The following is a 13,479-nucleotide window of genomic DNA, read 5'->3' as shown; positions in this document are numbered from 1 at the left end:
ACAAACGCTAACATCGCATTACTGCGCGCCTATATAAACGCGGCGGTATTGCTCGCTATGCTGTATCCAGTTTATTAAGACATCCCTAACGACATAACAATGACAATGAATAAGGACAAAGATTATGAATAAGCAAGAACATATTGATAAGATTCAGGACATCATCAAAGACATCAAATATGCGATGATGACCACGCGCACTTTTGAAGACCACCTCCACGCTTGCCCAATGACTACCTCAGAAACGAGTCTGGGCGCAAAAGAAATTTGGTTCATCGGTGACAAAACCACCGAAACCGTGAAAGACATCCAAAAACAAGCGCAAGTTAACCTCGCCTACGTCAGCCAAGACGACAAAGACTACGTGTCTATCACAGGTAAAGCCGAGCTGGTCGATGACCAAGAAAAACTAGAAGAACTGTGGTCACCGGTATACAATGCCTTTTTTGAGCAAGGTAAAGAAGATGCCAATGTACAGCTGATTAAAGTTGTACCGCACGGCGCAGAATACTGGCTCAGCGGCAGCTCGGTCGTCAATATGTTCAAAATGACCGCTGCCGCCGTACAAGATGGCAAAAAAGCGGATAATGTTGGCGAAAACCACTCAATCGCATTCTAATCTGTGCCGTGATGCGTCAAGCACAGCTGATAAAAAAGCCCGTTAGGATAGCGGGCTTTTTTTGTGGGCGATTTTTATGGTTTATATTTATAAGGCGTTTTATTGTGGCGGCTGGGCATAGCGCTGATTGCCGCCATCAGCTGGATAAGCGTTCGGTGTGCGTGCTTGGGTATTACGTGAATAGGGACGCGGTTTGTTTGGGTCATACAGCTCATACATCACCGTGCCAATAACGCCCGTATTATCGATTGAACCTGATGGCGTGTTGGCGGCATACGCATCGTTTGGTGTACTAAAGATAAAGGATGCGACCGCATTTTGGCTTTTGCGAAAGCCTTCAATAACTAACTCGTCATGTGGGTACAACACATAGCCACTGGCAGAACGACTGGCAGCCTCACCATTTAAAACATTCAGCCCATCGACGCTGGCAACAACCTCGTACGTATGGTTACTGTTGTTCGTATAATACAAGCGATAGGCTTGGCCTGCATGGCCTTGTAAATAATATTGTCCATTATCACGATAAATAGGCAGTGTGCCACGGTCAGCCAATACGGACATCTCAACCTTACCACCCAATAGCGACATGCTGTTGATTTGCTGTCCATAATAATATTTGTCGGCATAGTTGAGCTGTGTCTGTGCCACTGGCGTCTGATCGACGCGGCGCAAATCGACACTGCGCACACTAGAGCTGACCTCATCGCCCCATGTCGTACCGAGACGTTCTGACGCATCTGCTGTCTGCATACTTGGCGCGTTACTTTCACTGACTTGGTAATTGGAATTTGATGAGCACCCTGCCACAAGCGCCAGTCCGACTGTTGTTATCATCAACTTACTTTTGCTAAAGCGCATACTGTTCTCTGCCCTATATCTTAAAATCAAAATAATAAAATAATTATCTTTTCTTTTGTTTGCTAAAAAATACATTATAACGTAATTTTTACTTTTATTTAATCTATATAACAATCTTTTGTTTGCCTTTTCTTATAATTTCCCATTAAAAAAGCCAATCGTTTATGGCGATTGGCTTTTTTTATCTATTTATTTTGCAGGGCTGACTAGGGCGTGTCCCTATTTTAAAAATGGTGATAAAAATGAGATAAATCGCAGGCAAACAAGGAAAATAGCGCAGGTAATATCAAGATATTGGCCAGCTATTTGACACCGTTTGCCAAAGATTTAGCCATTTTTAGCCCATTTAGTCATAAACGCTTGAATTAGGGACACGCCCTAACTACCGCTTTGTTTAAGATACGGCCATGCTGCTTTTAAATAAATCATCATCGACCATAGGGTTAATATCACTGCGGCGACCATCAGCAGATAGCCGACCAATTCAAGCGATTCCCAATTTAACAACAGCACCGTGATGGCAATCATCTGAAAGGTGGTTTTGAGCTTGCCGACATACGACACCGCCACGCTGGTACGGTTGCCCAGCTCTGCCATCCATTCGCGCAATGCCGAAACGGCAATCTCACGCGAGATAATCACAATCGCGGCAATCGCCATAATGATGTTCGGGTGCCACTGCACCAAAATAATGAGCGCGGCGGCGACCATCAATTTGTCGGCAACAGGGTCAAGAAAGCGCCCAAAGGCTGAGGTGATGTTCATCTTACGCGCCAAGTAACCATCGAGCCAATCGGTCACTGCCGCGAGTACAAACACAAAGGTCAGCAACACATGACGCAGTAAGCTGTCGCTAAACTCATTCATGCCCACACGGGCGATGACATTGTCAGGAATCAGCGGCACACCAATACCAAGCGCAGGCGGCCAGTACGCAATCGCAATGAACAGCGGTATCATCACGATACGCGCGATGGTCAGATTGTTCGGCAAATTAAAAATGCTTTGCGCGTTTTGATTACTGGGTTGCGAGCGCTCGGTCATGGTAACTCATTGTATGGTGGTCATAGTAATGGCAAATAGCTTAGCACTTTTCCATCTGAACGTCATGCCATCTGTGGGCAATCCGCCAAACACTTGGCTAAAAACACAATGCCGCAAATACGCTGGTCTTAAGAAGTTGTAAGCAAAGATGACAAGCGCTTGATTTTATTAGGATTAACGGCATTATGGTAAGTAAGGCAAAGGGACGACAAAACCAGTAATGTCATGCTTTCCTCAGTCCGCAGTTCCTCCTCTGCGGGCTTTTTTTTGTCTTACGATAATGTCTTATTATTCATCCGTTTCTTGATGCTTTTTCATTACGCTTTTTTCAATGTTCTTTTTTGATAATAACGACGCTTTATGATGCGGATATGACAGCCGTGATGCTTGCTGCTGCCATTTGATAGCAAGCCTCAATACTGCCCGCACCGCACCAATCGCCTGTGACCAGCCAGCGTTTATTCTTATCTATCAATGGCACATCATTCAGGCGCTCGCCTGTTGTTGCGGCATAGCGCCAGCGGTGTAAATCAATGTGGTTAGGCGCGGTGTTGCTCGTCCAGCCAAGTACCTGCTGCGCCGCTTTAAGCAGATGGGTGTGTACGCTCTCTTGGTCATCATCTACGTGCACCTCCGACCACGCATTGTCCGCATGAATGGTTACGCTCGGCAGCAGATGGCCGTGTTCAGGCTTGTCATGTTCAATAAAGACCTTGTCTAAAATACCATCAGCGAGCGACAATACCGACCACTGACGCATGTTCTCTTGCAAGCATGACGGCAGATGCGCTTTGTCTTGCCAGCCCAGCATCAGGGTATAACATGCCTGCATGCTGGGGATTAATATCTTATCTTTAGCAGTAAAACTTGTGTCTGCAAACAGTTCTGCTGCCTGTACATTGGGCGCGGTACAAATAAACCAGTCAAAGACACCGACGCTACTGCCTTCCTCGTCATACAGCTTGGTGCGCGGCGTTGCACCTTGATTATCTAAAATGCTGTCAGTCAGCGGCGCAATGCGTGTCTTAAACTGAATCTCGGTATGCGTCAAACTATCGGCAATGGCGCGTCCCCAACTGGTCATTTTTGGGCTACTGATATAGCGCGGATGCTCAGGTGTCTCCGTTCTAATATTTGCGCTGATACTATCTACGGTCTTAGTTTGCGCTTCTTTAATATGTGCAATACGGCTCTGCCACGGCGCTAGAATATTGGCATCAATAAATGGTGCGATGAAGGCTTTAAAGGCGTCTGATTTTGCGCTAAAGCTTTGTACCCCCATCGCCCATTGCCACTCTTGCTTACTGCTCGTCTGCGGTTTACGATAACGGGTCGCCATGCGCCCAACGCCACGTGACTTTTCAAAGACGGTAATACGCAAAGGATGGTTACGCTGCGTTGTCCATTCACGCTGTAGTAGCGCGGCGCTGATTAGCCCTGTCAGTCCGCCACCAATAATGGCAATACGTGTTGTCTGAGCACTGGTATCCGTCATGATGTACGCCTCTATTTATGATAGTGCTTATACCATTCATCTAAAAATAAAAAGCCATGCTATCCGACGATGCATGGCTTTGTTATTGGCTTATGGTGCGCAAATTGTCAACGTTTTGTGATTGATTGACGCTTTAATCGTTTCAATGACCTTTATGCCTTCTCTAGACGGTCTTTTTTGACCACCTCAATCAAGGTTTCAACCACATCGCTGTCTGCCAAGGTCGACAAATCTCCCAACTGGTCGTCTTGACCAGCGGCCAGCTTACGCAAGATGCGGCGCATGATTTTGCCAGAGCGCGTTTTGGGCAGTGCATCAACGATATAGATAGAATCCAGTCCTGCAATCGGGCCAATCTCGGTACGCACATGGCGGTTCAGCTCAGCACGTAAATTGCTGCTGTCCTGCTCACCTGATTTTAGGATAATAAAGGCGCAAATCCCCTCACCGCGAATCGGATGCGGCATACCTACAATGGCCGCTTCTGCGGTCGCAGGGTGCGCAACCAAGGCGCTTTCAATTTCAGCTGTACCGAGGCGGTGACCTGAGACGTTTAAGACGTCATCGACACGGCCTGTAATCCAGTAGTGACCGTCTTCATCACGCTGCGCGCCGTCGCCTGTAAAGTAGTGACCTTTATAGGTACTAAAATAAGCCTCTAAAAAGCGCTGATGATTGCCATAAATGGTGCGCATCTGACCTGGCCAGCTGTCGCTGATAACCAAGTTGCCTTCGGTTGCGCCTTCTAAGATGTTGCCCTTTTCATCGACCAAATTCGGTCGGATACCATATAGCGGGTTCATCGCAGCGCCTGGCTTCAAGTCCACCGTATTAGGTAGCGGTGCCATCAAGATACCGCCCGTTTCGGTCTGCCACCATGTATCGACGATAGGACAGCGCGCATTGCCCACCACATGATAGTACCAATCCCACGCTTCAGGGTTAATCGGCTCGCCCACACTACCGAGCAGACGCAGGCTGTTACGCGCAGACTCACGCACGAAAGCATCGCCTTCTTTCATCATGGCGCGGATGGCAGTCGGTGCGGTGTATAAAATGCTCACATCATGCTTGTCAATGATATTGCCCACACGCGCCCACGTTGGAAACTCTGGCACGCCTTCGAACATGACCGTTGTCGTACCGTTCGCAAGCGGCGCGTAAGTAGTGTAAGTGTGACCTGTAATCCAGCCCACATCAGCAGTACACCAATACACGTCGTCTTCTTTGACATCAAAGACGTCGCGGAATGTCGATAAGGCATAAGTAATGTAGCCGCCTGTCGTGTGCAGGACGCCTTTTGGTTTGCCTGTCGATCCTGAGGTGTAGAGCAAGAATAAAGGATCTTCGGCATTCATGGGTTCTGGCTCGCACACTTCGCTTTGACCATCAACCAGCGAGTGATACCATGCGTCACGGCGACCACTCATAGGAATAGAAGTGCCCGTACGGTGTACCACAATGACTTTTTCAACGCAGTCTGTCCCTTCTACATCAAGGGCGCGATCGACGTTCATTTTTAGTGGTGTGTGCTTGCCACCGCGCAAGCCTTCGTCAGCAGTAATGACCAGCTTTGATTGGCTGTCTACGATACGATTGGCAAGGCTGTCTGCAGAAAAGCCACCAAAAACGACCGAATGCACAGCGCCAATACGCGCACAGGCGAGCATAGAAATCATTGCTTCAGGCACCATTGGCATATATAAGGTAACGCGATCGCCTTTTTTAACGCCCAGTTTACGCATGGCATTGCCCAAGCGGCAGACTTCGGCATGCAGTTCTTTAAATGAGATGATTTTGTGCTGTGAGGGGTGGTCGCCTTCCCAAATGATGGCAGGCTTTAATGGTTGGGTTTTGACATGGCGGTCAAGACAGTTAACAGAGATATTGAGCACGCCATCTTCGAACCACTTAATGCGAAAATCTTCTAGATCGTAGCTGACATTACTGACCACTGTAGGTTCTTTAATCCAATCGATTAGCTTTGCCCGCTCACCCCAAAAAGCATCTCTACCCTCTGCTGAATTGACAGATTGAGCGTATTGCGCTTGATATTGTTCAGGATTGGTATTCGCGGCTTTTGCAAACGCTTCGGTTACGGGGAACGTCTTTTGAGTCATGGTCAAATTCCTTTTCGATTATCGTTATTTCTTTTGAATGTCGGCATCAACGCAGGCGCGTTAAGAAAATGTCGTCAGACATACCGACACAACTGTACGCTGTACCAAAGATTTCCTTATACCAATGTCACGTACAGCACAGTAGCGTGTCGACTATAGTTTGACAAATAAGTTAAGGGGTTGCAAGGGGCGGTAACACAACTACCAAACGGCGCAGAAAAATCACGCAAACCCCGTTGTCACAAGGCATTGCTCAAAATGCTACAATAGACAAAACCTTCCCCCAAATCGCGCAAACCCTTGCTATATATGGGGAGTTTTGAAATCGCCCGCCAATACCGTATTTATTGATATTCACTATTTTTTAAAAAAATTATTTGTTAGGTATCTTCATGACCCCAACCTCTTATGACGTCATTATTATTGGTGCAGGTGCATCGGGACTATATTGCGCGCTACATGCAGGGCAACGCGGTCTGCGTGTTTTGGTGCTCGACCACGCCAACAAAGCAGGCAAAAAAATTCTGATGTCTGGTGGCGGACGCTGCAACTTTACCAATTATTTTGTCGCGCCTGAGCACTTTATCAGCGCCAACAGCCATTTTTGTAAGTCGGCACTGAGCCGTTACCCAAGCTGGGAATTTATCGCCATGGTTGAGCGGCACAAAATCGCCTATCACGAGCGCGAGCACGGGCAGCTGTTTTGTGATGATTCAGCGCAAGATATCTTGACCATGCTGCTTAACGAGTGCCAAGGCGCTGGCATTGAGATACGCTTGAATACCCAGATTGACAGCCTCAGCGCTGATAATGCGGACGGGGCAGATGGCACGCACTTTGCCATTCGCACCACGCCCAAAGCCAATAAAAAATCTACCGTGACGGATAAGACTGGAACGACGTATCACAGTCGCGCCGTCGTCGTAGCCACAGGCGGACTGTCTATCCCGACCATGGGCGCAAGCGGACTGGGTTATCAGTTGGCAGAGCAGTTTGGACATCAGATTGAGCCATGCAGCGCAAGCCTTGTGCCCTTTACCTTTACCGACCAAATCGGCGAGCTGATACGCAGTTTGTCAGGCGTGAGTATCCCTGTCGTGGCGAGCAATGAGCGCGCTTCATTTCGCTTGCCGCTGCTCTTTACCCACCGCGGACTCTCAGGCCCAAGTATGCTCCAGCTGTCAAACTATTGGCACACAGGCGAAACCATTACGATTAATTTGTTCCCCATGACGGACGTCAGCGAATTATTATTAACACATAAGCAGCAGCATCCAAAACAGCTGGTACGCACAGTGCTGGCAGAATATACAGAAGACAAGCTGCCCAAAAAACTATTAAGCGCCCTACAAACGCACCTATGGCACGACTATCGTGATACTGAGCTGGCCAATATCAAAGACGAACAGCTGCGTCTGCTCGGCGAGACATTAAACGGCTGGACGCTTAAGCCGTCAGGTACCGAAGGCTACCGCACCGCTGAGGTGACACGCGGCGGGGTCAATACCGATGAGGTATCGTCCAAAACTATGGAAAGTAAGCAGCAAAAGGGCTTGTATTTTATTGGTGAAGTGCTGGATGTCACAGGTTGGCTCGGTGGTTATAACTTTCAATGGGCATGGGCAAGTAGCTACGCGTGCGCGCAAGCGTTGGCGGCTAAAAAGTAATCACGGTCTTTAAAGGCGCTCATCGATGCGCTATTTGCGAATTGAGTCTGTAAATACCAATCGATGAGTCATTGACTGCCTCGTTTTTGAGCCGCTGATTTATATGAGCTGATAGTCTATCGGCAGATGTGAATCCTTAAGCAATAGTAAACGTTACTTGTTTTTTTGTAAAAAACAACTTTTTTCGAGCATTTTATACATTACTATGTAATTTTTATTTTATGATAGGTCTGATTCATTAATACAGCTTTACAACGTTTTATGAGATGCTGACCTATGCGCGCAATTGAACATCTGCATGATAATGTACCCAGCCAATGGATTGGTGATGGCTTTTATGTCAAGACTGTGATCAATCATTTAGCAGGTACCTCTCAGTTTAACCATACGCATACCGATCCTTTCTTACTGCTCGACTATGGCGAGCCCACCTATTTTGCCCCTAACCCTGACTATGAAGAACGTCCGCATGGTATCGGTCTGCATCCGCACAAAGGCTTTGATATCGTTACCGTCATCTATCATGGCGAGCTGAGTCACTTTGATACGATTGGCGGTCAAGGCACGTTACGAGATGGAGATATACAATGGATAACGGCAGGCAGCGGTATCATGCATGAGGAATTTCATTCCCCTAAGTTTAGCCGCGAAGGTGGGGTGTTTAATACCGTGCAGCTGTGGGTCAATTTGCCTAAAGCGCATAAACATACCGCGCCGCGCTATCAAAGCCTCAAACGAGAACAAATGCCAAACCTGCCTTTGTATGATAATGACGACATCACTAGGTCGCTGGGCACAGTGACCCTGATTGCTGGCGAGTGTGCACAAGCACAAGCTAAAATTGACACATTTTCGCCCATTAATCTGTGGGATATTACCCTTGATGCTATCGGTACTATTGAGCTACACGTACCTAAATGTCATACGCTACTTATCTTAATGCAAGAAGGTGAAGTACTGGTACAAGGCGCACGTGCCCGTGCGGGGACTTTGGTACAGTTTGCTGCACCGACCTGTAGCGCATTGATAGATGGCGCAGTTGACCCCAATGGATATGACACGGTACGCTTGTCTATCACAGCGGACATGCTGGCGAACCACTCTAGCACTAAGCTGTTGCTACTGAGTGGTCAACCGCTTGGCGAACCTATCGCCGCGCATGGGCCTTTTGTTATGAATACGCGGATTGAGCTGGAGCAAGCCTTTCACGATTATAAAAACGGCGTGTTTGGCAACGCGCCTGCGATCGTATAGACCAGTCTTTGGTACTATCGATAAGGTGAGCCGTCACAATCCACAAAAAAACCGCCTACTTTTTGCGCAGGCGGTTTTTTATTAAGAAAATACAGCTTGTCGGCGTATTAAGACGCTTGGCGCTTATCCAGCTTTTTGTTCTTCTAAATATGGATAGTCGGTATAGCCTTCGGTGCTGCCCCCATAAAAGCTCTCAGGGTGCTGCTCGTTCAATGGCGCGCCTATACGAATGCGCTCCGCCAAATCAGGGTTGGCAATATAGTCACGACCAAAGGCAACGGCGTCGATATAGCCTGCTTTGATGTTCTTTTCTGCTTTGTCCGCATCATAGCCACCTGCAGCAATGATTAGCTGACCAAAAGCATCGCGTACGCGCTGACGGAAGTCGTCACTGTATGGCGTGCCGCCCGCCCAATCTGGCTCTGAGATGTGCAAGTACATGAGTTTGCGCTTGTTGATTTGCTCAATCAGCCAGATGTTGTCGTCTTCTTCATAGCCTCCTTCGACATTATTAAATGTGCCGAGTGGCGAGATGCGGATACCCACGTGCGCCGCGTCCCACGCGTCAACACACGCATCAATAACACCAAGCATCAGACGAGCGCGGTTTTCACGACTGCCGCCATAGTTGTCATCGCGCTTATTGGTGTGCTCGGCCCAAAATTGATGCAGTAGATAACCGTGCGCGCCATGAATCTCAATGCCGTCAAAGCCCGCCTCTTGCGCGCATTTGGTCGCGTGGGCAAAATCGGCAATCACTTGCTCAATCTCTTCAAGGCTGGCAGGACGTGGCGGCGTGGCATCCACACGAATCGCTTGGTTGTCGCTATCACGCAATGAGGTGCGAATACCCACATCGACATCCGATGCCGAAATCGGCGCTTTACGCTCAGGCTGTACGCTCGCATGCGACACAAGGCCCGTATGCCACAGCTGCACGACGATTTTGCCGCCTTTGGCATGTACATTATCGACAATCGCTTTCCACGCGGTCACTTGGTCATCGGTGTGCAAACCTGGCGCACCTGCGTAGCCTTTTGCCTGAAATGAGACCTGTGTCGCTTCAGTAATCACCAGCCCTGCACCTGCACGCTGCGCGTAATATTCTGACGCCCATGTGATGGGCACATCTCCTGGCTCAACCGCACGCAAGCGGGTCAATGGTGCCATTAAAATGCGGTTTTTTAGCGTCTGCTCGCCCATTTGTACAGGTTCAAAGAGAATGTCATGTGCCATAAGGAATCCTTATTATTTTATATATCAATGCTGAGCACTGATAATAAAAAGTATCAAATTTATGTAGAAAATCTTATAAAATCATTAGTAAAACTAATTTTATACTCGCCTTTAATAGGGCGAATCAGGTAGCATTCAAGTCAGCATTACAAACGGAAACAGCTACTGACAGTAAGGGTTTACTCTGATTTTTTAGATATTGAAAGACAAGTGTTTAATATACGAACCTTATAAAAATTAATTATGAGAATAGAAGACAAGCTTAATGTTGACTTTATAAACAATAAAATTTCATCTACTAGACCATCATAGCCAGCAATGAAAGTACTGTCTAATCTCGCTGTATCGATTTTATCGTGAACTGACTATATTAAGGCGTATCCTTTGCTTGAATGCAACGAGCACTCATCTACAAACACGACCTGCTACTATAGGTCATATCACCTTTACCTTTGTACATTTATAAGAACACGATAACAGGACAACCCATGACCCTACGCATCTTACAATCTGCCATCACCAATCCGTGGTTTAACCTTGCGACCGAAGATTGGCTGTTTCAAAGCCTTGGTAAGGACAGCGACCCCAGCACGCACACGCTGTTTTTGTGGCGCAATAGCGAAACGGTGGTCATCGGGCGCGCGCAAAATCCATGGGTAGAATGCAAGGTCGATAAGATGCAGGCGGACGATGTATTTTTGGCGCGGCGACAAAGCGGCGGCGGTGCGGTGTTTCATGACCTTGGCAATACCAACTTTACTTTTTTGTCGCCCAAAGCCGACTACGACCAGATGGCGAACTTTACCATTATTATCAACGCGCTAAAGTCGCTCGGCATCGAAGCAACGCTGTCGGGGCGCAATGATATGCAGGTCGGTGAGCGCAAAATATCGGGCAGTGCCTTTAAACACACTGCCGAGCGCAGCTTTCATCACGGCACGCTACTCGTTAATGCCAATATGCAAAAGCTCGGCGACTACCTCAACCCGCATCCCTTAAAGCTCAAAGCAAAGGGCATCAAATCGGTGCGCGCCCGTGTGGCGAATTTGAGCGAATTTAATGACAGCATCACCCATGAACTCTTATCCAGTGCGATTATTGACGCGTTTTGTGCCTATTATGGCGAGACAGCAAAGGTCGAGCAGCTCGATGAAGCCACCCTCGCTCAGCAGCCCACGCTCAACGCCTATTATCAACAGATGGCGGACTGGGACTGGCGTTTTGGCAAAACGCCTGAATTTACCCACCATATCGAAACGCGCTTTGATTGGGGCATGATGGATGTGCATTTGGACGTGACGCAGGCGCAGATTAGTGAGGTGGTTATCTTTTCTGATGCGCTAAATGTCGAGCTGATTGATGCGTTAAAAGCAGCTTTGACGGGCGCAAAATACAGCCAAGACGGCATTACAGCATGTTTGGATACATTAGCAAATACGCATCCTGAATTCGCCGCGCAAGTGGGTGATGTTAAAGGGTGGATGATTGGAGAAGTGGTTAGGTGACTGGTTATAGATGCAAGTTTTTATAACTATTCAGTGTGTTCCTATTCAAACCCCTCGTCTAACCAATAATATTTAGAACTTTTGTATACTAAAATCTTAATATCTATTACAATAATAAGCAGACTTAAGTTTGACATAAAGATATCGCGTTTATTGATACTCGCGATATTTTTTTGTCATCAACCATAGCATACATTGGAAGTTAGACATGGCTGCATATATTACAGTAGGCGCAAAAACAGATCATGGTGGCACAGTCATTACGGGTTCTGCACACACATTGGTTAATGGTATTCCTGTAGCGCGTAAAGGTGACAAAGTACAGTGCAAAAAATGCAAAAAAGTCGTCACGATTGTCACAGGTGACCCAGCCTTTGTCATTGATGGTGCACCTGTGGCACGTGCTGGTGACATAACGAGCTGCGGCTCTAAGCTGATTGCTGTTCAACAAGCTTTTGCAGAGTCGGATTTTGATGTAATGGGAGTTGAACGACCTGAGCAATACATGGCGACTTATGGTGACGTAAATCAAGGAAGTGATAGTGGTAGTTACTTTAGTATTGAGGATGTATATTTAAATAACAACTTGTTTTCTCCCTATGGTATTAAAACACGTAACCATGTAGGACATCATGGACAATCATCAAGAAATGCAGCTCCTGATAAATATGACAAAATATATATCAAAGTCAAAGTGCAGAGTGGTTCATTCAAAAACTTCAAGCTGGATGTATCAGGGACACCAACGCCCCTATCATCCAAATCTGGCACTTTTAATAAAGGTGATATTATTACGTTAGAGTGGGATGGCTTTATTGGTGATATCTATGCTAGCAAGGCTCTATTAGCTGGCGTCGATCTAAAAGTATCTGCTACAGATTTGAGTAGCAATACTATAGCTAGCGATATAGAAAAAGTTGTATTTAAGTTTAAAAAACAAGATTGGATAGATATTAGTATAGATAGACAAGCAAAGCGCATAGTTGCAAATCTCAGAGTCAGTATATCTGAATTGAAGTGGGATATAGTGCCTGACAGGGTGGTTAGCAATCAAACTCAAAATCAACTCAATAGACCTATAATCTTTAGGGATAAGATGTCTGATTATTTGACCAACAGTGAGGTTGAGAGTTTGGTTAAGCAAGGCGTCAGCCGCTACTGGAGCCGTCAGCACAATACAATTAAAAGTAAACGACTTGATATCGATGTTCATGGAGAGAAGTTTCAAGTATCTACCAAGTGTGAGATTACTGATCGTAATAGCATGCCTAAAATGAATATTATCTTTAATACTAATAGTGTACCTGGACGCTCTAGATACTGGGAAGCATCAAGGATGACTTATTATAATATTGGATATTTGCTACTCACTGATTCGCACGGTAAGCAAGTATGGAGATTTCGGCAGAAAAGTAGCGCTGATAAGATTTTCAAAAGAGTATTTGCACATGAAATAGGTCATGAGATATTACTGGCCAATGGCGGGCAGCATTATTCCAAAACTCATAAAGGCTCGTCTACTATCTTACAAGCAGTGAATGGCACATACACTGCTACAGGTAGTGAGTATGATTTAATGAAATATGCTGAACAGAATCCACAGGATTATGACGATAAAGTGGTCGCTAGTGAAGAAGATGTACTTGGATTATTAGCGATATCGCAACTTACTTTATAA

General features: G+C 46.6%; 10 protein-coding genes. 5 read left to right on the top strand and 5 right to left on the bottom strand.

Features of this window, described 5'->3' with window-relative positions; all coding sequences use genetic code 11:
- Positions 1 to 124: 124 nt before the first annotated feature.
- Entirely contained in the window at positions 125 to 619 is a 495-nt protein-coding gene (locus JIE71_RS01470) for a pyridoxamine 5'-phosphate oxidase family protein (protein ID WP_199506956.1), read from the top strand.
- Positions 620 to 718: 99 nt separating this feature from the next.
- On the opposite strand, the gene JIE71_RS01465 is transcribed toward JIE71_RS01470, so the two are convergent.
- From JIE71_RS01465 to acs, 4 genes are all read right to left on the bottom strand, one after another.
- Positions 719 to 1,456: a hypothetical protein gene (locus JIE71_RS01465; protein ID WP_228284489.1), complete on the bottom strand. Its 738-nt coding sequence runs from the start codon at positions 1,454 to 1,456 to the stop codon at positions 719 to 721.
- A 402-nt stretch (positions 1,457 to 1,858) separates the two neighbouring features.
- On the bottom strand, positions 1,859 to 2,524 hold the full coding sequence (pgsA, locus tag JIE71_RS01460) for a CDP-diacylglycerol--glycerol-3-phosphate 3-phosphatidyltransferase (protein ID WP_199506954.1): 666 nt from the start codon (positions 2,522 to 2,524) through the stop codon (positions 1,859 to 1,861).
- 358 nt (positions 2,525 to 2,882) lie between these two features.
- A complete protein-coding gene (locus JIE71_RS01455) occupies positions 2,883 to 4,019 on the bottom strand; it encodes an NAD(P)/FAD-dependent oxidoreductase (RefSeq protein ID WP_199506953.1) in 1,137 nt (378 codons plus the stop codon).
- Between the two features lie 152 nt (positions 4,020 to 4,171).
- Positions 4,172 to 6,139, bottom strand: coding sequence for an acetate--CoA ligase (gene acs / locus JIE71_RS01450; protein WP_199506952.1), 1,968 nt, complete (start codon positions 6,137 to 6,139; stop codon positions 4,172 to 4,174).
- A 392-nt stretch (positions 6,140 to 6,531) separates the two neighbouring features.
- Between acs and JIE71_RS01445 the strand changes: the two genes are divergently transcribed.
- Together JIE71_RS01445 and JIE71_RS01440 are read left to right on the top strand one after the other, a co-directional pair.
- Entirely contained in the window at positions 6,532 to 7,806 is a 1,275-nt protein-coding gene (locus JIE71_RS01445) for an NAD(P)/FAD-dependent oxidoreductase (RefSeq protein ID WP_199506951.1), read from the top strand.
- Positions 7,807 to 8,082: 276 nt separating this feature from the next.
- Positions 8,083 to 9,060, top strand: coding sequence for a pirin family protein (locus JIE71_RS01440; protein ID WP_199506950.1), 978 nt, complete (start codon positions 8,083 to 8,085; stop codon positions 9,058 to 9,060).
- Between the two features lie 123 nt (positions 9,061 to 9,183).
- Here the strand turns inward: JIE71_RS01440 and JIE71_RS01435 are convergent, their stop codons facing one another.
- Entirely contained in the window at positions 9,184 to 10,296 is a 1,113-nt protein-coding gene (locus JIE71_RS01435) for an alkene reductase (RefSeq protein ID WP_199506949.1), read from the bottom strand.
- A 488-nt stretch (positions 10,297 to 10,784) separates the two neighbouring features.
- Between JIE71_RS01435 and JIE71_RS01430 the strand changes: the two genes are divergently transcribed.
- Both JIE71_RS01430 and JIE71_RS01425 read left to right on the top strand, forming a co-directional pair.
- Positions 10,785 to 11,801: a lipoate--protein ligase gene (locus JIE71_RS01430; protein ID WP_199506948.1), complete on the top strand. Its 1,017-nt coding sequence runs from the start codon at positions 10,785 to 10,787 to the stop codon at positions 11,799 to 11,801.
- A gap of 208 nt (positions 11,802 to 12,009) precedes the next feature.
- Positions 12,010 to 13,479, top strand: a complete 1,470-nt coding sequence (locus JIE71_RS01425) for a PAAR domain-containing protein (RefSeq protein ID WP_199506947.1) — start codon at positions 12,010 to 12,012, stop codon at positions 13,477 to 13,479.

This window comes from Psychrobacter sp. bablab_jr014, assembly GCF_016464015.1.
GTDB lineage: Bacteria > Pseudomonadota > Gammaproteobacteria > Pseudomonadales > Moraxellaceae > Psychrobacter.
The sequence above is the reverse complement of the archived record's forward strand: the minus strand, read 5'-3'. Positions and strand labels throughout refer to the sequence as shown.

Bases quoted from the DNA above. Each gene is read 5' to 3' on its own strand.
- JIE71_RS01470 (WP_199506956.1), top strand. From the start codon at position 125: ATGAATAAGCAAGAACATATTGATAAGATTCAGGACATCATCAAAGAC.
- JIE71_RS01465 (WP_228284489.1), bottom strand. From the start codon at position 1,456: ATGATAACAACAGTCGGACTGGCGCTTGTGGCAGGGTGCTCATCAAAT.
- pgsA (WP_199506954.1), bottom strand. From the start codon at position 2,524: ATGACCGAGCGCTCGCAACCCAGTAATCAAAACGCGCAAAGCATTTTT.
- JIE71_RS01455 (WP_199506953.1), bottom strand. From the start codon at position 4,019: ATGACGGATACCAGTGCTCAGACAACACGTATTGCCATTATTGGTGGC.
- acs (WP_199506952.1), bottom strand. From the start codon at position 6,139: ATGACTCAAAAGACGTTCCCCGTAACCGAAGCGTTTGCAAAAGCCGCG.
- JIE71_RS01445 (WP_199506951.1), top strand. From the start codon at position 6,532: ATGACCCCAACCTCTTATGACGTCATTATTATTGGTGCAGGTGCATCG.
- JIE71_RS01440 (WP_199506950.1), top strand. From the start codon at position 8,083: ATGCGCGCAATTGAACATCTGCATGATAATGTACCCAGCCAATGGATT.
- JIE71_RS01435 (WP_199506949.1), bottom strand. From the start codon at position 10,296: ATGGCACATGACATTCTCTTTGAACCTGTACAAATGGGCGAGCAGACG.
- JIE71_RS01430 (WP_199506948.1), top strand. From the start codon at position 10,785: ATGACCCTACGCATCTTACAATCTGCCATCACCAATCCGTGGTTTAAC.
- JIE71_RS01425 (WP_199506947.1), top strand. From the start codon at position 12,010: ATGGCTGCATATATTACAGTAGGCGCAAAAACAGATCATGGTGGCACA.